This window comes from Methylobacterium sp. E-046 (assembly GCF_022829625.1).
In the GTDB taxonomy this organism is placed as follows: domain Bacteria; phylum Pseudomonadota; class Alphaproteobacteria; order Rhizobiales; family Beijerinckiaceae; genus Methylobacterium; species Methylobacterium longum.
Genome location: NZ_JAKSYP010000108.1, coordinates 86057 through 106356, shown reverse-complemented (window position 1 = coordinate 106356; position 20300 = coordinate 86057). Strand labels below are relative to the sequence as shown.

Sequence of the window (20300 nt, the reverse complement as noted above, 5' to 3'; positions counted from 1 at the left end):
ATGAAGCGCCGCCGGCCGCCGTTGCGAGCGCAGCGAAGCGATCCGGCGGCGCCACGCCGACCGATGTCGCGCGACCCCGGGTGACTTCGCCGCGCTCGTGATGACGGGGTGGGTGGCGCGACGCCGCTCGGCGTCGCGCCCCGCCTGAAGGTTTCGTCAGCCCTCGATGATCCGCTCGTCGAGCTTGCGGTCGACGGTCTCGACGGTGCGGTCGATCTCGGCGTTCGGCGCGCCGAGCTGGTGTGAGATCAGCTTCACGAGCAGGTCGACGCGCTCGATGTAGGGGGCGCCGTTCGCCACCGCGCGCGCCGCCGAGGACGGCTTCAGCAGGCTCTCGGCGGCCTTGGCGTATTTCTCGAACGGCACCTGATCGGCGGGATCGGCACCGAGTTTCCGGGCGATCCCGTCGACGTGATCGTAGATCGCCCGCGAGCGCGCCAGGTCGCCGTGAACGGCGTCGTGGATCGATTGCGGCTCGCCCGGGGTGATGCAGCGGTAATTGCCGGTCAGCAGCATCGACCACTTGGCCAGGGGCACGAACAGCGAGTCGAACACCTTGAGCTTGACCGGGACATCCTGCCCGTCGATGCGCACGGCGTCGATATCGGCCTCCAGTTCCCGGAGGAGCCGGTTGTGGGCCTCGTCGTCGAAGGTCGCGGCCTTGAAGTTGGTCGGCAGGCCGACGTGGAGGACGTTCGCCTCCTCCTCGGGCGGCCGGAAAGCCTGGGGGTCGGGGGAGCAGAGCGACACCAGGCCCGGCTCGAACCGGTCCCAGACACCGGCATTGGTGTAGGCGTCCTCAAGGTCCATGGCGGCGAGCGCCGGAATCCGCTTGAGGTAGGGCAGCGGCGGCATGTTCATGATCGACAGGCACGGCAGCTTGGCCGCCGCGATCTTGATCATCAGGACGCGGATCGTGTGGTTGTTGTATTGCGGCTCCTGCATGGCGAGGCCGACGAGGTCGTAGCGCGACACGTCTACGTCTTCCGGCGGCATGGCGTCGACCTTCCCGGGCAGGTCGCGCGAGTGGATCGCGCGGTGCTCCTTCTCGTCGCGCAGCTTGATGCGGACCTCGGTGCCCTCGCGGTTGATCAGGTCGGCGGTCTTCCTGCGGCAGACCAGGGTCACGTTGTGACCGGCCATCAGGAGCTTGGTGCCCAGGAGCGAGCCGTAGGAGGCCCCCAGGATCAAAATGTTTCTGGCCACGTCGTTCCTCCCCAGCATTGAAGACTGCTGTGTGTTGTCGGGCTGCTGGGAACAGCGCGGCCGCGCCACGTCCCCCATCGCACCAGCGATGGATGGCAGCGGCGCGTTCGGAACGCAAGCCTTCTGGTATACCTAATCCCAAACCGGTTGTGACGCCCGGCGAATGACAGGCGGCGCGATCTCTATCGCCACGGCTTCCGGGTCGACGGACATATCGGGCCAGAATCACAGCGACGGAACGCGGTGGCATGGCCGCCGTCCTGAACCGGCCCGACACCGTCCGGCGCGCAATCACGCCTTCGGCACGTTCGCCGGCCAACCGAACCCCATCCTGGTTGCCGTTGCCGTCTCTCGGGGCCGAGCGAGGCGCGCCAGCCGGTCCGCCACGCTCCGGCAGGTAGACGGCTCGCCGACCGCATACGCCCCCGAGACCGCTGCGGCACAGCCCGGCACCGTCGCAGCCGCACGATCCATCTTCAAGTTGACATTTGCCAACATGAGGTTGATTTAGAGGGTCGAGAAAGCCGGCCTGGAACGAACCAAGCCCGCCCCCAAATCGTACCGTTCTCAAGTCTTACGATTATAAAACTATCAAAATTGGATTTAATATGCTTATAGAAACAAGATATGCTCGCTCTTCGAGAAGTTATTTTATCCGATATGCTCCATTACAACGGAAGATATCTTGGGATACAACTGCGTATTGATGTTTTGACCGGTGAATTCTCCTTCTTTCGGCGCCTGATGGATCATCTCGCCAAACCCCAGGATCGCCAAAGACGAACCGGTTTCTCGAAGGTCGACGGCAAGGAAGTGAGCGATGCGCATTCGACCAAGCGGTGTGGACAGCTGATTTGGATACGCCCGCGGAGGCCCTGATCATGGCGCGCGCGATCATCGCCGATCCGGCTCGCTACGTGCAGAACGCGATGGCGCGGGATGCCGGAGGCGCCAGGATCTCGCCGCGGCATTCGGCGGCCGTGTGCTTCTGTTCCATGGGTGCCCTGCTGAACGTCACGCCGTACCACGATGGCGTTCACGACGCGGCGATGGCACGGCTGGAGGCCGCCGGGCGCGCAATACTGGCGGAGGCCGGCATAACGCTGCACCACACGCAGAGATCAGTGCCCCGTGTGAATGATTTGTTCGGGCGCGAGGCCTGCCTGCGGATGTACGACATCGCCATCGGCGATCCTTCATCATCGACCCGCACCACGCGACTCTGATCGGACGTGGCGCAGCCTCGACATCCCGCCGCGCGGCCACGGCGGGGCAGAACGCCTCGACCCGGCGCGGCCTATCCCCACAGCGCCGGCGTGGGCGGATGCATCAGGCTGCCCGCGTAGGCGAGCGGCGGGTCGCGGTCGCGGGCCAGGAGCAGCGGCCCGTCGAGATCGACGAAATCGGCGCCCTCGGCGAGGAGCGCCGCCGGCGCCATGCCCAGCGAGGTGCCGAGCATGCAGCCCACCATGATCGACAACCCCCTCCCCTTCGCCTCGCGGGCGAGGAGCACCCCCTCGGTCAGGCCGCCGGTCTTGTCGAGCTTGATGTTGATCGCGTCGTAGCGCCCGGCCAGCGCGTCTAGGCCGGCGCGGTCGTGCAGGCTCTCGTCGGCGCAGATCGGCACCGGGTGCGGGATCTCGGTGAGCAGGGCATCGGCGTCGGCCGGCAATGGCTGCTCGATGAGGACGACACCGGCCTCTAGGCAGGCCGTGAGATTGGCTTCCAAATTCTCCGGTCGCCACGCCTCATTGGCATCGACGATCAGCCGGGCCTCCGGCGCGCCGGCCCGCACGGCCGCGATGCGCTCCGGATCCCCGTCCCCGCCGAGTTTGACCTTGAGCAGCGGCCGGTGAGCGGCCTTGCGGGCCGCCTCGCCCATGCTCTCGGGGGTGCCGAGGCTCAGCGTGTAGGCGGTGATGACCGGACGCGGCGCCGGCAGGCCGGCGATGGCCCAGGCGGGACGGCCCTGAAGCTTCGCCTCGAGGTCGAATAGCGCGCAGTCGAGGGCGTTGCGTGCCGCGCCGGCCGTCATGCGGGTCATCAGCTCCGCGCGACCGAGTCCGGCCGCGATCGCCTCCGCCTGCCCGGCGATCAGGGCGCTGACGCTCTCGACGCTCTCGCCGTAGCGCGGATAAGGCACGCACTCGCCGCGCCCGACCCGGTCGCCGTCCTGGATCGTCGCCACCACCACCGCGATCTCGGTGCGGCTGCCGCGGGAGATCGTGAAGGCGCCGGCGATCGGGAAGCGCTCGACGGCGAGGGTCAGGCGGCGCGCCATGTCAGATCTCCGGGAAGTCGGCGACGATCCGGTCGACCAGCCCGTCGACCCCGAAGCGCACCGGATCGGTGGCGGGCAGGTCGTGCTCGGAAGCGAGCGTGTCCAGAAGCGCCCGAGCCTCGCCCTCGGCGAGCGCCTGGGTGTTGACTGCGATGCCCACCGGCTTGATCCCGGGGTTGGTCAGGCTGCCGAGCTGCACGGTGAGATCGATGACCTGCCGGATCGTCGGCAGCGGATGCTTCACGCCGCGCATCGTCGTGCGGGTCGGCTCGTGGCAGACCACGAAGGCGTCGGCCTGGGCGCCGTGCAGCAGGCCGAGGCTCACGCCGGCGAAGGACGGGTGGTAGAGCGAGCCCTGGCCCTCGATCAGGTCCCAGTGGTTGGAGGCGGCGTCCGGCGAGATCGTCTCGACGGCGCCGGAGATGAAGTCGGCCACCACGGCATCGATGGCGACGCCCCGGCCGGAGATGAACACGCCGGTCTGGCCGGTGGCGCAGAAATCGGCGTCGAGGCCGCGCTCGCGCATGCCGCGTTCCAGGGCCAGCACGGTGTACTTCTTCCCGACCGAGCAGTCGGTGCCGACGGTGAGCAGGCGCCGGCCCGCCCGCTTGGTGCCCTTGCCGGTGGGGAAGCGCTCGTCGGTGTGGCGCACGTCGTGGAGCTGGCGGTCGCGCCGCGCGGCGGCCTCCGCGATGGCCGGGACCGCGCCGAGCTTGACGTGCAGGCCGCTCGCCACGTCGAGCCCCGCCTCGATCGCCGCGACGATCTCCGTCACCCAATGGTCCGGAAGCACGCCGCCGGCGTTGACGACGCCGATCACCAGGGTCCGGCAGCCCTTAGCCAGGGCCTCGGGCAGGGTCATGTCGGGGATGCCGAGATCGGCGGCGCAGCCCGGCAGGCGCATCTGGCCGACGCACCATTCGGGGCGCCAGTCCTTGATGCCGTAGGCCGTCTTGGCCGCCAGCGTGTCGGGCACGTCGCCCAGGAACATCAGGTAGGGCGTTGCGATCTGCATCGGTCGAGCAACCTTCTCCGGGGGGCCGGCGGACCGTCTATGCGGGATCGCGACCGTTCGGCGCAATGCAGGAGGCCGGCCAAGGGGGCGGAGGTGGCCGCCCTCGGGCGCATGCCGAGGCGGCACCGCGGGCGGGCAGCCCCGGGCCGCCGACACCCGCCAAAGCCTCGCCCCTGAGGAGCCGCGGCCGCGGCGGAGGGCTCGACGGGCGCTCCCGGCAGCGCAGGCGCGGCCCCGGGCTCCTTCGAGGCCCGCTCACGCGGGCCCTTCAGGATGAGGTCGCGCTCGGGAGAACCGCTCTCACGCCTGCGGCGTGGTACGTCCCCGTTCAGGCGGCGCGTCGTCGCGCGACCCCGACCTCGTTGGCCACCGCGTCCACCGGCGACAGCGCGCCGCTCGCCCGGACCAACCCCTCGGCACCGGCCAGGGCGCCCGGGCGCAGTTCCAGCCCGAGGAAGCGGTCGCGCTCGAACGGCCCCGGCAGGGTCAGGCCCTCCGCGAGCGCCCGGTCGAAGCCGAAGCGGGCGTAGTAGGGCGCGTCGCCGACCAGCAGCACAGCGCCGTGGCCGAGCGATTCGGCCCGGCCGAGGGCCGCCTGCATCATCACCGAGCCGAGTCCCTGGCCCTGGATCGCCGGATCGACGGCGAGCGGGCCCAGCAGCAGCGCCGGCCGGCCCAGCCCGGCCTCGACGTGCCAGAGGCGCAGGGTGCCGACGAGACGCCCGGCGCGGGTCGCCGCGAAGGCGAGGCCGCGGGCCGGCAGGCGGCCCTCGCGCAGGCGCTCCGAGGTCTTGGCGCGTCGGTTGCCGGGAAAACACGCGTCCAGCAGGCGCTCGCGCGCCGGGACGTGGTGGCAATGCTCCGCGCGGATCTCGATCATGGCTGTGCCCTCCCCGGGCCGGCGAGCGGGAGAAGCGGTGGGTTCCGACGGACGGCCGAAGGCGCTCCGTCGATGCGGCAGCGGAAGTTCGCTCCCGGCAGCCGAGGGCTGCCGGGACGTCCTAAAGCGGATCAGATGACGATCTGCTGAAGGGGCGGGAAGCCGTTGAAGGCCACAGCCGCGTAGGTGGTGGTGTAGGCGCCCGCGCCCTCGATCAGCACCTTGTCGCCGATCGAGAGCGAGACCGGCAGCGGGTAGAGCTGCCGCTCGTAGAGCACGTCCACCGAATCGCAGGTCGGGCCGGCGATGACGCAGGGCTCGGTCGCGTCCCCGTCCCGCGCGGTGCGGATCGGGTAGCGGATCGCCTCGTCCATGGTCTCGGCGAGGCCGCCGAACTTGCCGATGTCGAGGTAGACCCATCGGACCTCGTCGGCATCCGCGGACTTCTTCGACACCAGCACCACCTCGGCCTCGATCAGGCCGGCATTGCCGACCATGCCGCGGCCCGGCTCGATGATCGTCTCGGGGATCTGGTTGCCGAAATGCTTGGTCAGGCCCCGGAAGATCGCCTCGCCGTAGCTCTCCACGCCCGGCACCGCCTTGAGGTACTTGGTCGGGAAGCCGCCGCCGAGATTGACCATCGACAGGCCGATGCCGCGCTCCGCGCACTCGCGGAAGATCGCCGCCGCGGAGCCGAGCGCCCCGTCCCAGGCCTCGGTGTTGCCCTGCTGCGAGCCGACATGGAACGAGATGCCGTAGGCTTCCAGCCCCTGGCGGTGGGCGTGCTCCAGCACGTCCGCGGCCATCTCGGGCACGCAGCCGAACTTGCGGGACAGCGGCCAGTCGGCCCCGGCCCCGTCGCACAGGATGCGACAGAACACCCGCACCTCGCCGGCCGGCACGCCCAGCGCGTCGGCGGCCCGGGCGATCTTCTCGACCTCGGCCTGGCAATCGACCGCGAACAGGCGGATGCCGAGCTTCAGGGCGCGGCCGATGCAGCGCTCCTTCTTGATGGTGTTGCCGTAGGAGATCCGGTCGGCGGTGGCGCCGGCGGCCAGCACCATCTCCATCTCGGCCACCGACGCGGTGTCGAAGCAGGAGCCCATCTCGGCGAGCAGGCGCAGCACCTCGGGGGCCGGGTTCGCCTTCACGGCGTAGAACACGCGGGTGTCCGGCAGGGACCGCGCGAAGGCCGTGTAGTTGTCGCGCACGACGTCGAGGTCGAGGACCATCACGGGGCCCTCGTCCTGACCGAGGTCGCGGCGGACGCGCAGGAAGTCACGGATGCGGTCGGTCATGGTCGTCTCCCGGCACGGGTTCGCGTGCGCCCTTACGCGGGGCGCGCTGTCGAAGGTGACGGCCAGGACTGGCCGCCGGCGTCAGGGGGCGATGCGTCGCGCGGACCCACGCGCTTTGGAGACGCGTGCATCAGGGCGGGCGCAGAGCACCCGGAAGCTGCCGTGGATTGGAAGGGAGGACCCCCACCGCACGCCGGGCAAAGAGAAACAAGCCTCTTCGGTGCCGGCCTGTGGAGGGCCGACGAGACCAAAAAAGCCCGTTCGTCGTTGCTTTAAGCTGCGTCCCCCGTGGAGAGCGGGGTTCGCCGGTTTCGCCTCCGGCTGCCGGTTGTTGTCGGGGTCCGGTGTCGCCACCTGGATGCCGGCCGTAGGGATCCACCCTTGCGACCATCGATCCTTTAAGACCCCTGGCGGCTGTCCGGCAGTTGACCGGATGCCCACCAACCGACACGCGGCCACAGGCACGTGCGAAATTGGGCAGGGCGCATATACGGCCGCGATTCCGGAACGACAAGGGGAACGCGCCGTCGGGCAACGGCTTTTTCGCCCGCAATCCACACCCGGCACCGGCCGTTGCAAAAACGACGCAGCCGGAAGGCCCGGAGCGACCGCCCGGGCTTCCCAAGCGGGGCGGAAGCGGGCATCTGACCGCCGGGGACTATCACGCAGGCGAGCGAGCCATGGCCGGGCCGACCAGATCCACCGCGACGGCGCGGGCGTGAGCGCCCCCCTGCGCCATCCGGTCGGCGACGGGCTCCCCGAGCCGACGATCCGCATCGCCACGCTCGCCGACCTCGACGCCCTGGTGGCCCTGGAACACGCCGCCTTCGCCACCGACCGGGCCGAGCGCCGGGCGATCCGCCACGCCATCCTGTCGCCCACCATGGACGTGCTGGCGGCCCTCATCGACGCGCCGGACGCGGACCCGACGCCGGTCCTCGTCGGCGCGGCGGTGCTGGAGCGCCGACGCAGCACCCGGATCGCGCGGCTGGCCTCGATCGCGGTGGCGCCGAACCGCGGCGGGCTCGGGCTCGGCGGCAAGCTCCTCGATGCCGCCGAGGCCCACGCCCACAGCCACGGGTGCACGCGCCTCCGGCTGGAGGTGCGGGCCGACAATGGCGCCGGCATCCGCCTCTACGAGCGCCGGGGCTACACCCGCTTCGCCGTGCGACCCGATTATTACGAGGACGGGATGGAGGCCTGGCGCTACGAGCGGGCCCTGTGAGGCCGTTTGCCCTGATCCCGCCCGGTTAGGGGCGTTTTACGGCTCCCGCGCGACAGCGCGCGGGCCCCTCCGAGAGATCCCACAGCTCATGAGACGCCGTCCATGGCCGTGATCGCCGCCTTCGTCCTCAATGCGGGGCTCAACTTCGTCCTCGGCCTGCTGATCGCCAAGCTGCTGGGGCCCGCCGATTTCGGCCGGTTCGCCCTCGCGACCACCGGCGCCATCGTGCTGAACACGGTGCTGTTCGAGTGGCTGCGCCTCTCGGCGACACGGTTCTACTCGGGACGCGTGCGGGTCGACGAGCCGTGGATCCGCCACGGGCTCGACCGGGCCTACCTGCGCATCGGCCTGCTGCTCCTGGCCGCCGCGGCCCTCTGCGGGGCCTTCGGCCTCGCCGGCGGCGCGGACGGGCGCGAGGCGGTTCTGTGCGGCACCGGGCTGGCGGCGCTCGGCATCGGCGTGTTCGACTACCACGCCGCCCTCGCCCGGGCGCGGTTCGACGGCCGGCTCTATCTCGGCCTCGTGGCGGTGAAGAACGTCCTGTCCTTCGCGCTGATGGCGGCGGCGGCGTGGTGGCTGCCCCAGCCGGCCTGGGTGCTGGCGGCGGCCGGCATCAGCCAGTTCCTCGCGGTGGTCCTTCTCCGCCATCCTCTGCGCGACCCGCGGACGCCGTTCGAGCGGCCGCGCCTGTCGGCGACCTGGCGGGTCTTCGCCCGCTACGGCCTGCCGCTCATCGCCGCCAACACCGCCTACCAGTGCCTCGCCTTCGTCAACCGCGGCGCGGTCGCCGGCCATGCCGGCTTCGCGGAGGCCGGCTACTTCGCGCTCGCCGCCGACGTCACCGCGCGCTCGTTCATGACGCTCGGCACGGCCCTCGACCTGCTGCTGTTCCAGCTCGCCGTCCAGGCCGAGGAGCAGCACGGCCGCGCGGCGGCCGAGGCGCAGGTGGCGGAGAATGCCGGTACCCTGTTCGCCCTGCTGGCGCCCTGCGCGGTCGGGTTCTGGGCCGTGCTGCCGGCGCTCCAGGGACTGGTGGTCCCCGAGGCCTATCGCGGGCCGTTCGAGACCTACAGCGTCGCGCTCATGCCGGGCCTGTTCTGCCTCGCCATGATGTTCTACGCCCTCAACCCGATCTTCCAGATCCGCCGTCGCACCCTTCCGGTGATCGCCGCCGCCCTGGTCGGGCTCGCGGTCAACGGTGCGGGCCTCCTGGTCCTGCCCGGCCTGGCCGGCGGCATCGGCGTCGCGCTGGCCCAGACCTTCGGCCTCGCCGCCGCCGCCCTCTGGCTCGGCTGGCGGGCGCTGACGGGCGCGGAGCGGATCGCGCTGCCCTGGGCCGAGATCGGCGTCGCGGCCCTCGCGTGCGCGGCGATGGGCCTGACGCTGGCCCCCTTCCGCCACCTGCCGCCCGCCACGGCCCTGGCGGTGCTGGTGCCGGCCGGGATGGCCCTGTACGGGGCCCTGGTCTGGATCTTCGACATCGCGGGGCTGCGCCGGCAGGTCAGCGCGCGGCTGAGGCCGGCGCGCGCCGCGGCGGCCGAGTAGCGCCCGCGGACCGGGAAGCCCCTGGCCGCACGAAACCGGCGCGATCGGCGCGGCCGGTCCGGGGCCGTTCGCCGGACAGCCGGAGCGCATCCGACCCCGCCGGCGATCCGCCGCGTGACCGTCGCGGGGGCGGCTCCGCGGAGGAAACCCAACCGCTGAAACCCCGCGACGCTGCCCCCGCTTGAATCCGCCGTCGCTTCCGGCGACACCCGTCCTGGAATGTCTACAAACAGGACCAGGGCGGAAGCGATGGGCGTCTACGAGCCCGGCACCGAGGCGGAGGCCGGGGAGATCGTGCGGGCCGCCGCCGGGCGCGGCGAGCGTCTGCGGCTTGCCGGCGGCGGCACCGCGGCGGGTCTCGGCCGCCCCGCCCAGGATAACGCGACGCTCTCCGCGAAGGCGCTCACCGGCGTCACCCTCTACGAGCCGGCCGAGATGGTGGTGGGGGCCCGGGCCGGGACGCCGCTGGCCGAGGTCGAGGCGCTGCTCGCCTCCCGCGGCCAGATGCTCCCCTTCGAGCCGATGGACCTGCGCGGCCTCTACGGCAGCGCCGGCGAGCCGACCCTCGGGGCGGTGGCGGCGATCAACAATGCCGGCCCCCGGCGGATCAATGCCGGGGCGGCCCGGGACAGCCTGATCGGCGTCCGCTTCGTCAACGGGCGGGGCGAGGCGATCAAGTCGGGCGGACGGGTGATGAAGAACGTCACCGGGCTCGACCTCGTGAAGCTGATGGCCGGCGCCCACGGCACGCTGGGCCTGCTCACGGAGGTCACCTTCAAGGTGCTGCCGGCCTGCGAGCGCGTGGCGACCCTGGTCTTCGGCGGCCTGGATGATGCCCGGGCGGTGACGTCCCTGGCGGAGGCGCTGGGCTCGCCCTTCGAACTCACGGGTGCCGCGCACCTGCCGGCGGGGATCGGCGCCCCGGAGGCGCGGACCCTGATGCGCCTCGAAGGCTTCGCGGATTCCATCGACTACCGCACGGGCGAGCTGCGCCGCCTGCTCAAGCGCTACGGCACGCCCGCGATCGTCGACGGCGAGGCCGGTGCCGCCCTCTGGCGGTCCGTGCGCGACGCCGCCCCCCTGGCCGAGCCCCGGGAGGCCGCCCTCTGGCGGATCTCCACCGCGCCGGCGCACGGGCCGGCCCTGGCGGCGGCGGTCGCGGCGGAGCGCGACGCCCGCTGGTTCTTCGACTGGGGCGGCGGCCTGATCTGGCTCGCCACCGGCTCCGAGGGCGATGCCGGGGCCGGGACGGTGCGCCGGGCGGTGCAGGCGCAGGGCGGCCACGCCACCCTGGTCCGCGCCCCCGACGCCGTGCGGGCCGCCGTGCCGGTGTTCCAGCCGCTGGCCGAGCCGCTGATGCGGCTCACGGCGGGCATCAAGACGGCGCACGACCCCGCCGGGGTGCTCAACCCGGGCCGGATGTACGCCGGACTGTAGGCTTCAGATTCCGCCCCTTCCCGCTCCGGGGAGGCGAGGCGCCGAGGACGCGACCCGTGCAGACCAACTTCGCCCCCGCCCAGCTCGCCGACCCCGCCATGGCGGCCTCGGAGAAAATCCTCCGGACCTGCGTGCATTGCGGCTTCTGCACGGCGACGTGCCCGACCTACCTCCTGCTCGGCGACGAGCTCGATTCCCCCCGCGGCCGGATCTACCTGATCAAGGACATGCTGGAGGGCGGCAAGCCGGCCTCGCAGGAGGTGGTCAAGCACGTCGACCGCTGCCTCTCCTGCCTGTCCTGCATGACCACCTGCCCGTCGGGCGTGCATTACATGCACCTCGTCGACCATGCCCGGGCGCATATCGAGGCGACCTACGCCCGGCCGGCCGACGATCGGTTCCTGCGCGCCCTGCTGGCCCAGGTCCTGCCCTACCCGAACCGCTTCCGTCTCGCGCTCACCGCCGCCAAGCTCGGCGCACCGTTCCGGGGGCTGGTGGCCCGGCTGCCGCGGGTCGGCAACCGCCTCGCCGCCATGCTCGACCTCGCGCCGGCCGGGATGCCGCCCCGCGAGCCGACGAACCGGCCGGGCCGGTTCCCACCCGCGAACGGACAGGCGTCCAGGCGCGTGGCCCTGTTGCGCGGCTGCGCCCAGAGCGTGCTGCGGCCGGACTTCAACGCCGCCGCGATCCGCCTGCTCAACCGGCACGGGATCGAGGTGGTCCACGCCGCCGAGGGCTGCTGCGGGGCGCTGACCCACCACATGGGCAAGGAGGATTCCGCCCACGCCCACGCCAAGCAGACGATCGACGCCTGGGACGCGGAGATCGCCAAGGGCCTCGACGCGATCCTGGTCACGGCCTCGGGCTGCGGCACGACGATCAAGGATTACGGCTTCATGTTCCGCGACGACCCGGCCTATGCCGAGAAGGCGCGGCGCGTCTCGGCGCTGGCCAAGGACGTCACCGAGTACGTGGCGCAGCTCGACCTCGCGGCGACCGCGGAGAGCGACCTCGTGGTCGCCTACCACTCGGCCTGCTCGATGCAGCACGGCCAGGGCATCCGCACGGAGCCGAAGGCCTTGCTCAAGCGTGCGGGCTTCACCGTGAAGGACGTGCCGGAGGGCCATATCTGCTGCGGCTCGGCGGGGACCTACAACATCCTGCAGCCGGAGCTCGCGCTGAAGCTGCGGGCCCGGAAGGTCGCCAACATCGAGCGCGTGCGCCCCGACGTGATCGCCACCGGCAACATCGGCTGCGCCACGCAGATCGGGAAGGGCACCGGCATCCCGATCGTCCACACGGTCGAGCTGCTCGACTGGGCGACCGGCGGCCCGAAGCCCGCGGCACTGGCCGGGATGGCACCGCGGCTTGAGGCTGCGGAATAGTATCCTGCCGGCCGGAGCGCGGTCCCGTCGTCGCGGGCGCGGCGCAGCGATCCCGGGATATGCGGCAGCCCGGCCTCCCGCGCGGCCCTCGATCGTCGCGCCGCGTGCGAGCCGGCCGGCCGCCGGCCCGGCGGGCGTGACACCCCCGTGACATCTATTCACGCTTGACCCTTGCCAAATCCGCGCAGCGGTCTGTAATGATACCGACCCTTCCGGTCCCGCCGGCCGCCGCAACGGCCCGTGGACGTGGCCGAATTCCTCGCGAAGACGGCCGCGGTGTCGCGGCGGACTCTGTTGGTCCGTCTGGCGGCGACGGGTGTCTTCCCCGATCGGGCAGGTGTCGCACGACGCGGCGGAGATCCTCCGTCGCACCCAGGAATTCACGGCCGGTCCCCTCCGGCCGAGAGTGTTTCGCGAGGTCGGGACCACGATGGACGGACGCACGGCCCAGCAGAGCGCTGCGCGTGCCCCGGAGGCGCATGTCGTGCGTCGGACCGGTCTGTCCCTCCTCCCGGCCAGGTTCAACCCCAGGCGCCCCAAGCGCCGAGCGGCGGTTGACGGCAATTTCCCCTCGAACCCATCCGCCTCGGCGACGAGGCCGGCACCACGCCCGACAGGTTTGACGTCGGGTGAGGCGCCGCCGGGACCACGGGCACGGAGAACGACGTCGGCCGCCATGCCGAGAGTCCGACATGGCCAACAAAATGCTGATCGACGCGATGCACCCGGAGGAGACCCGGGTCGTCACGGTCCACGGGTCTAGGGTCGAGGAATTCGACTTCGAGGCCGCCAACCGGCGCCAGCTGCGCGGCAACATCTACCTCGCCAAGGTCACCCGGGTGGAGCCGTCGCTCCAGGCGGCGTTCGTGGAATATGGCGGCAACCGCCACGGCTTCCTGGCCTTCAACGAGATCCATCCCGACTATTATCAGATTCCCCTCGCCGACCGGCAGGCCCTCCTCGAGGAGGAGGCCCGTGACGCCGAGGAGCATCGCGAGCGCGAGGAGCGCCGCCGCCGGTCGCCGCGCCGCTCCCGCGGCCGCCGCGCCGAGGCCCGTGCCCGCGACACCGACGAGACGGTGAGCGTCGAGGACACGAGCGAGGCGCCGCAGGCCGATGGCCGGACCGACGACCAGGCCCCCGCCGAGGCCGGGATCGCACCCGCCGGCATGCCGGACACGCTCGCGGAGAACGCCGAGGCCGTGCAGGAGGCCCTCGCCTCCGAGGCGCAGGCCGGCGACATCGCCGAGACGCGGGCCGCGCGGGCGCCGACCGACGAGGCCGCCGGCGGCCCCGCCCCGTTCGGGGGGCAGCCCGAGGAGGCGGCCACCGACCAGGACAATCCGGACGAGCCCGAGGCCCGGATCGCCGTGGCCGAGGCGCTGACCGTGTCCGACATGCCGGAAGAGGCGCCGGAAGACGCGTCGGCAGACGCCCGGGCAGACGCGCCGGCCGACAGCGCCGCGGAGGATGTCGCGGAGGCGCCGGTGGCGGATGCCTCGACCGCGGACGTGTCCGACGACGTGTCCGACGAGGACGAGTCGGAGGACGAGGACTCCGACGACGAGGATGAGGACGAGGACTCCGACGACGAGGACGAAGCCGACGAGGATTCGGACGAGGATTCCGACGATCCGGATGCCGAGCCCCGGATCGCCCAGATCGGCGGCAACGGCGACGCGCTCGCCGAGATTCCCGAGCGGCCCCGCCACTACCGCCGCCAGTACAAGATCCAGGAGGTGATCAAGCGCCGCCAGATCATCCTGGTGCAGGTGGTCAAGGAGGAGCGCGGCACGAAGGGCGCGGCGCTCACCACCTACCTGTCGCTGGCCGGCCGCTACTCCGTGCTGATGCCCAACACCGGCCGGGGCGGCGGCATCTCCCGCAAGATCACCTCGGCGGCCGACCGCAAGCGCCTCAAGGAGGTCGTGCAGGACCTGGAGGTGCCCGAGGGGATGGGCGTCATCCTGCGCACCGCCGGCGCCTCGCGCTCCAAGCCCGAGATCGCCCGCGACTTCGAGTACCTGATGCGGCTGTGGGAGTCGGTCCGCGAGCTGACGCTGACCTCGATGGCGCCCGCGCTGGTCTACGAGGAGGGTTCGCTGATCAAGCGCGCCATCCGCGACCTGTACAACAAGGATCTGGACGAGGTTCTGGTCGCCGGCGAGGACGCCTATCGCGAGGCCAAGGACTTCATGCGGATGCTGATGCCCGGCCAGTCCAAGGTCGTGAAGCCCTACCGCGACGCGACGCCGATCTTCGCCCGCTTCGGCGTCGAGCAGCAGCTCGACGCGATGTTCTCGACCCACGTCTCGCTGAAGTCCGGCGGCTACCTGGTGATCAACCCGACCGAGGCCCTGGTCTCGATCGACGTCAATTCCGGCCGCGCCACCCGCGAGCACGACATCGAGGACACCGCCCTCAAGACGAACCTCGAGGCCGCCGAGGAGGTCGCCCGGCAGCTGCGCCTGCGCGACCTCGCGGGCTTGATCGTCATCGACTTCATCGACATGGAGGAGAAGCGGAACAATCGCGCCGTCGAGAAGAAGCTCAACGAGTGCCTGAAGAACGATCGCGCCCGCATCCAGGTCGGCCGGATCTCGCCCTTCGGCCTCATGGAGATGAGCCGCCAGCGCATCCGCACCGGCGTGCTCGAATCCTCCTCGATCCCCTGCGTCCATTGCGGCGGCTCGGGCTTCGTGCGCGCCACCGCCTCGGTGGCGCTCCACATCCTGCGCTCCATCGAGGAGGCGCTGCTCAAATCCTCCTCCCACAACCTGATCCTGCGCACCCGGACCGAGGTGGCGCTGTACATCCTCAACCAGAAGCGCGGGCACCTGCGCGAGCTGGAGCTGCGCTTCGGCGTCACCATCACGATCGCGGCCGACGAGGGGCTGGCGGTCACGGCCGCCTTCCAGCTCGACCGGGGCGAGCCGGCCCAGCGCGCCGAAGGTCCGGTCACGGGCGTGCGCGCCCAGGCGATCTCCCCGGTCACCGAGTTCGACGACGAGGATGACGAAGCCGACGAGGCCGACGCCGCCGAGGCGGAGGCAGAGACCGAGGTGGACGCCGAGGGCGACGCCGAGGAGGGCCACACCGAAGCCCGCGAGGATGGAACGCGCGAGGAAGGCGACGGCCGCCGCCGCCGTCGTCGCCGCCGCCGCCGGGGCGGCCGGCCGGAAGGCCGCGCCGAGGACGAGCGTCAGGGTGGCGAGCGCCCGGAGGAGGAGGACGGCGAGGACAGCCGCGAGGACGGGCGCAAGGACAGCCCCGAGGACGGGCGGAACGACGGCTGGGAGGGCCGGGAGCCGGTTGCCGCCGACGGGCTGGCCGAGATTGCCGTCGCCGCAGAGGCCCGGGACTCCGACGAGGCCGTCGCCGGACCGGATGAGGCGGCCCGCACTGAGGACGAGAACGGGCGCCGCCGTCGCCGGGGGCGTCGGGGCGGACGGGGTCGCGGCGAGGGTCGCACCCGGGACGCCGCCGAGTCCGAGGACGTCCCCGAGATGGCGGGTGACGCGGTCGTCCTGTCGGCAGAGGAGCCGGTGAGCGCGCAGGCGGTGGCGGAGGCGGTCGAGGCCGCACCGTCGGCAGCCCGGGGCGAGACCGCGGTGGATCTCCCGGTTGCGTCCGAGCCGGACGCGTCCACGGTCGATCATGCCGCCGAGACGCTGGCGGAGCCGGTGGCTGACAGGGCCCCCGAGCCGGTCCGCGAGCCCGTGGCGGTCGTGCTGACGCCGCCGGCCGATCCGGATCGTCCCAAGCGCGCCGGCTGGTGGTCCCGCACCAAGGCCGCATTGACCGGCGAATAGCTTACCGTTCCCCCGGGCGGACTACGCCCGGGGGTCATCAAACCTATGCAATCCTGGCTTTAGGCTGCAGGACGGTCACTTCACTCGGGTCAAGCGACGAGCTCATCCTTCACCATTGGTTGAAGATTCCATGCGAATCTCTTTCTGATTGGAATGTCGGAGGTACCCGCATGTTCAGCTTGCGCCGGCGGCGTCGGAACGAAGCCGTGGTCGAACCCGCGGTGACGGTGCGCGCGCCGACCGAGGCAACCGTCGCGGTCGCCGTCGAAGCGGCCCGGCAGCCCGACGCCGCCGCGGCGGTCCCGAATCGCGCGTGGCTGCCGCTGCTGGCACGGCTGTCGGCTTCGGCCTCGGATGCCGGCGTCTCGATCGGCTGGATGACCCACGACGCGTCGGGCACCGCCGAGCAGGCCCGCCTGATCGCCGCCGCCAGCGAGGAACTCGCCGCCACCACGAGCGAGATCGCGGCCCGCTCCTCCTCGGCGGCCGAGACCGCCGAGACGGCCCGGGCCGGCATCGCCACCTGCGTCGGCGATCTCCAGCGTGCCACCGACGGCATGCGCGGGATCGAGGAAGGCACCGAGGAGATCGGCGGCCGCCTCGACAGCTTCTCGGCAGCGGCCCTGCGCATCGAGGAGATGGCCGGCACCATCGCGGCGATCTCGGCCCAGACCAACCTGCTGGCGTTGAACGCGACCATCGAGGCCGCCCGGGCGGGCGAAGCCGGCCGCGGCTTCGCCGTCGTCGCCGCCGAGGTGAAGACCCTGTCGGCCCAGACCGCCAAGGCGACCGACGAGATCCGCGCCCGCGTGAACGGCCTGCGCGAGGAGATGGCGGCGATGCAGGCGGCGGTGACGCGCAGCCGCAGCGCGGTGGAGACCGGCGCCGCCGCCATGGTGCGGGCCAATGCCCGCGTCGAGGCCGAGAGCGGCGCCGTGGCGACCGTCGCGGCGCAGATGCGCGAAGCCTCCGAGATCATGACCCAGCAGATCCAGGCCACCGGCGACATCGCGCGGAACGTCGGCCAGATCGCGCAGGGGACCGACAAGGCCCGCCGGGAGATCGGCGATGCCCTGGCCCAGCTCGAGCAGATCGAGGATCTGAGCCGCACCCTGCTCGACCAGCAGGAGCGCGAGGGTGCCGACCTGCGGGTCGCCCGGATCCCGGCCGATTGCGCGGCCTGGCGCCGCGCGCTGGCGGCGACTCTGGTCGGGATGCGCTCCGTGGACACGCCGCCCCCGGGAATCCCCGCCGATCCGGCGCGGCCCGCCGCCGTGGAAACGGCCCTGTCGCAGGCCCGCGATCAGGCCGCTGCCCTCGCCCGCCACATCCGCGCCCAGGCCTGGGACGAGGCCACGCAGGCGTTCATGGCCTTCGAGGCCGCAGTGGCCGACGCCCGGAAGGCGGCCACCGCGGCCTGAGCAGCGCCGCCCGCGGGCCGATCCCGCACGATCGGAGGCGTATCCCGCCCCTTGCGGGCGCGGCGGTGGCGGATCAACCCGCCGCCGACGTGCGTCAGCCGGACGGCGGACCGAGGCCGGACGGTGCCGGCTCGTGCGCGGCCTTCCGCCGCTCCCGCTCGTTGCGCAGCTCACGCTCGGCCAGGAGCCAGAACTCGATCTCGAACCCCTCCGGTCGGTGATTGCGCTCCCACAGCTCGTAGGCCCGCTCGCGGATCTGCTCGAAACTTATGGCATCCGGCCCCGCGAGCGGGGCGCTCGCGTCGTCGGGTCCGGGCGCCATGTCGAACCCGGGCGCTTGGTTCTCGGGATGGGGCCACCCCGGCGGCGGATGGAAATCGGGCTTCACGAAGCGGCCCGCCGGGTCAGGACGCCGGCCTGTCGAGATAGGCGGCCACGGTGGTGATCCGGCTGCCCACCATCGTGACCGCCTTGCGCAGGCGAACTTCGCTGACGCCGAAACGCTGAGCCCACGCCTCGCGCATGGCGCGGTCGTAGATGTCGATATGCGTCTTGCCCCGGGGTTCGGTGGACATGCTGTGCCCGCTCTGATCGTCGGTCGCGCCCGGCCGCGCCGGGCTGTCTGCCGAGACAACAGGCGTCGTGCCCTTCGGTTGCCGCCCGGATGCGCACGGGCGGACGCGCGGACCGGTCAGTGCGCCGTCGTGGCGGGCTGCGGTACCGGATCCGGCACCGGCGCGGACGGATCGCGCTCCGGCCCGACCCGGGCGGCCACGGAGGCGGTCAGCAGCGGCACGAGCAGCGCCGTGACCACCACGCTCGCCGCCACCAGCACGGTGGCGGGACCGGCCGCCTCCGCGTAGGCGGGGTTGGCGGCCGCGATGATCGCCGGCACCGCGGCGGCATTGCCGGCCGTGGAGGCCGCCGCGACCCCGGCGACGCCGTTGCCCCCGGTGAGCCGGTCGGCGACGAACAGGACCGCCCCGGTGACCGCCACCACGGCCACGCCGAGCCCGATGCCGAGGAGACCTGCCTGCCAGATCTTGGCGAGGTCGAGCCCGAAGCCGAGGGCGAAGGCGAAGAACGGGATCATCACGGGCGCCGCCCCCGACAGGAAGGCGCGCATGTCGCGGTCGAGGTTGCCCAGGATCATGCCGATCAGCAGCGGCAGGATGCTGCCCACCAGTGTCGGCCACGGGAAGGCGGACAGGCCTGCCAGACCGAGGGTCACCATGGTGAGGAACGGTCCGGATTCGAGGCTCATGATCGCGTAGGCGCCCGCATCCTTCGGGCGGCCGAACTGGCCCATCAGGGCGAGGTAGAGCCCGCCATTGGTGTCGTTCATGGCGGCGACGATCGCGAGCGTCGAGATCCCCGCGAATGCCCCGCTGGTCACGGGCGACTCGCCCAGGAACTGCCCGAACACCACGCCCATGATCGCCGCGACGCCGACCTTGGCGGCCAGCAGCACGCCGCCCTTGCGGGCGATCGCCGGGGCGGCGCGGAAATCGATGCCCGCGCCCATGCAGACGAAGAACACCGCCAGGATCGGCAGCGCGCCGTTGAACAGCGCGCCGGTGAACGAGCCGAAGAACGTCGCGGTGTTCGGGAAGAGCGTGTGGAGGATCGCGCCGAGGAACAGCGGCACCACCATCAGGCCGCCGGGCACGCGCTCCAGGGAGCGCTTGATGGGAATCTGCATGGTTCGCCCTTCCGGCGCCGCCCCGTCCCGGGCCTCGGCGCCCGCTCAGCCCCCGAGCCGGCTGCTACAACCTTTCGACAAGTCCGCGCAACTTGCGGCCCCGACCGTGCACATGTTGACAAGCCGGGCGGCTCATCGCTGACTCGGCGCCGCCTGTCTCGAGCCGCGGAGGCCTCCGGGGATGTCGTCAGCGAGGTCCCCATCCCCGTTCGACCCGTCCGACCGACCCGACCGACTCGACCGGGTGCAGGCGCCGGAGCGGCCGGCGGGCCGCGGTGCGGCCCCGACCCGGCCCGTCTCCCTGGCCGACGGCGTCTATCACGCGCTCCTCACGGGGATCGCGGACGGCACCTACGGGCCCGACACACGGCTCCCGAGCGAGCATGACCTCGCGGGACGCTTCCGGGTCTCGCGCCCGGTGGTCCGGGCGGCCCTCGAGCGGCTGCGCCGGGAGGGCGCCATCGCCTCGCGGCAGGGGGCGGGCAGCTTCGTGCGGGCGCGGGCGGCGCGTCCGGCCCTGGGCTTCGCCCCGGTGGAGAGCATCGCCGACATCCAGCGCTGCTACGAGTTCCGGCTCACCCTCGAGCCGGACGCCGCCTTCCACGCGGCCCTGCGCCGCGATGCCGACGCCCTGGGCCGCATCGCGGCGGCGCTCGACCGGCTCACGGCGGCGACGCGGCAGGCCCAGCACCGGGCGGATGCTGACTTCGCCTTCCATCACGCGATCGCGGCGGCGTCGAACAACCATTACTACGCGGCCTGCCTGGAGGCGCTGCAACCGCACATCGCCGTGGGCATGACGATCCACGGCCTCGCCCTGCAGGGCCCGCGCTCCGGCCTGCGCGGCGTACTGGAGGAGCATCGCGGGATCTTCGCGGCGATCGCGGGCGGCGACGGTGCGGAGGCCCAGGCCCGCATGGCCGCCCATATCGCCACGTCCCGGAACCGGCTGTTCGAGGGGCGGCTCCTCGACCTCGCCCTCGATCCCGGTCGGGCCGCGAAACCCGGCCCCGCGGAGCCGCGCGCTTGACCCCCGCTCCGGCCGCTCTGTATGCCGGGTGACAACCTGACAACAAGCAGGCGAGCCGCGGTC

At 72.1% G+C, this 20300-nt stretch carries 16 protein-coding genes; 8 read left to right on the top strand and 8 right to left on the bottom strand.

Annotation, left to right across the window (positions count from 1 at the left end; genetic code table 11):
* Positions 1–156: 156 nt before the first annotated feature.
* Positions 157–1206 (bottom strand): ketopantoate reductase family protein, encoded by a 1050-nt coding sequence (locus tag MKK82_RS10085; RefSeq protein ID WP_238285965.1) that lies wholly within the window; start codon positions 1204–1206, stop codon positions 157–159.
* 881 nt (positions 1207–2087) lie between these two features.
* On the opposite strand from MKK82_RS10085, the gene MKK82_RS10080 reads away from it, so the two are divergent.
* Positions 2088–2432, top strand: coding sequence for a hypothetical protein (locus MKK82_RS10080; RefSeq protein ID WP_238285963.1), 345 nt, complete (start codon positions 2088–2090; stop codon positions 2430–2432).
* 71 nt (positions 2433–2503) lie between these two features.
* Here the strand turns inward: MKK82_RS10080 and dgcA are convergent, their stop codons facing one another.
* The 4 genes from dgcA to MKK82_RS10060 form a co-directional block, all read right to left on the bottom strand.
* Positions 2504–3487 carry an N-acetyl-D-Glu racemase DgcA gene (dgcA, locus tag MKK82_RS10075; protein WP_238285961.1) on the bottom strand — a complete coding sequence of 328 codons (984 nt, stop codon included), beginning with the start codon at positions 3485–3487 and terminating at the stop codon, positions 2504–2506.
* A 1-nt stretch (position 3488) separates the two neighbouring features.
* Entirely contained in the window at positions 3489–4502 is a 1014-nt protein-coding gene (gene dgcN / locus MKK82_RS10070) for an N-acetyltransferase DgcN (protein ID WP_238285959.1), read from the bottom strand.
* A gap of 328 nt (positions 4503–4830) precedes the next feature.
* Positions 4831–5382 (bottom strand): GNAT family N-acetyltransferase, encoded by a 552-nt coding sequence (locus MKK82_RS10065; RefSeq protein ID WP_238285958.1) that lies wholly within the window; start codon positions 5380–5382, stop codon positions 4831–4833.
* A 131-nt stretch (positions 5383–5513) separates the two neighbouring features.
* Positions 5514–6680 carry a type III PLP-dependent enzyme gene (locus MKK82_RS10060; RefSeq protein WP_238285957.1) on the bottom strand — a complete coding sequence of 389 codons (1167 nt, stop codon included), beginning with the start codon at positions 6678–6680 and terminating at the stop codon, positions 5514–5516.
* A 718-nt stretch (positions 6681–7398) separates the two neighbouring features.
* Between MKK82_RS10060 and MKK82_RS10055 the strand changes: the two genes are divergently transcribed.
* The 6 genes from MKK82_RS10055 to MKK82_RS10030 all read left to right on the top strand — a co-directional run bounded on the left by MKK82_RS10055 (position 7399) and on the right by MKK82_RS10030 (position 17505).
* The gene (locus tag MKK82_RS10055) at positions 7399–7905 is read left to right on the top strand and encodes a GNAT family N-acetyltransferase (RefSeq protein ID WP_238285956.1); all 507 of its coding nucleotides are present in this window, start codon (positions 7399–7401) and stop codon (positions 7903–7905) included.
* A 102-nt stretch (positions 7906–8007) separates the two neighbouring features.
* A complete protein-coding gene (locus MKK82_RS10050) occupies positions 8008–9450 on the top strand; it encodes a lipopolysaccharide biosynthesis protein (protein WP_238285955.1) in 1443 nt (480 codons plus the stop codon).
* 249 nt (positions 9451–9699) lie between these two features.
* Positions 9700–10887: an FAD-binding protein gene (locus tag MKK82_RS10045; protein WP_238285954.1), complete on the top strand. Its 1188-nt coding sequence runs from the start codon at positions 9700–9702 to the stop codon at positions 10885–10887.
* A gap of 56 nt (positions 10888–10943) precedes the next feature.
* Positions 10944–12272, top strand: coding sequence for a glycolate oxidase subunit GlcF (gene glcF, locus MKK82_RS10040; RefSeq protein ID WP_238285953.1), 1329 nt, complete (start codon positions 10944–10946; stop codon positions 12270–12272).
* 692 nt (positions 12273–12964) lie between these two features.
* Positions 12965–16084, top strand: coding sequence for a ribonuclease E/G (locus MKK82_RS10035; protein WP_238285951.1), 3120 nt, complete (start codon positions 12965–12967; stop codon positions 16082–16084).
* 170 nt (positions 16085–16254) lie between these two features.
* A complete protein-coding gene (locus tag MKK82_RS10030) occupies positions 16255–17505 on the top strand; it encodes a methyl-accepting chemotaxis protein (protein WP_238285949.1) in 1251 nt (416 codons plus the stop codon).
* A 94-nt stretch (positions 17506–17599) separates the two neighbouring features.
* Here MKK82_RS10030 and MKK82_RS10025 read toward each other — a convergent pair whose 3' ends face one another.
* From MKK82_RS10025 to MKK82_RS10015, 3 genes are all read right to left on the bottom strand, one after another.
* Positions 17600–17893, bottom strand: coding sequence for a DUF2934 domain-containing protein (locus tag MKK82_RS10025; RefSeq protein ID WP_308445416.1), 294 nt, complete (start codon positions 17891–17893; stop codon positions 17600–17602).
* A gap of 16 nt (positions 17894–17909) precedes the next feature.
* Entirely contained in the window at positions 17910–18080 is a 171-nt protein-coding gene (locus tag MKK82_RS10020; RefSeq protein WP_238285946.1) for a DUF3606 domain-containing protein, read from the bottom strand.
* A gap of 116 nt (positions 18081–18196) precedes the next feature.
* Positions 18197–19207 (bottom strand): 2-keto-3-deoxygluconate permease, encoded by a 1011-nt coding sequence (locus tag MKK82_RS10015; RefSeq protein WP_279602904.1) that lies wholly within the window; start codon positions 19205–19207, stop codon positions 18197–18199.
* A 181-nt stretch (positions 19208–19388) separates the two neighbouring features.
* On the opposite strand from MKK82_RS10015, the gene MKK82_RS10010 reads away from it, so the two are divergent.
* Positions 19389–20237 carry a FadR/GntR family transcriptional regulator gene (locus MKK82_RS10010; protein ID WP_243985493.1) on the top strand — a complete coding sequence of 283 codons (849 nt, stop codon included), beginning with the start codon at positions 19389–19391 and terminating at the stop codon, positions 20235–20237.
* Positions 20238–20300 lie beyond the last annotated feature (63 nt).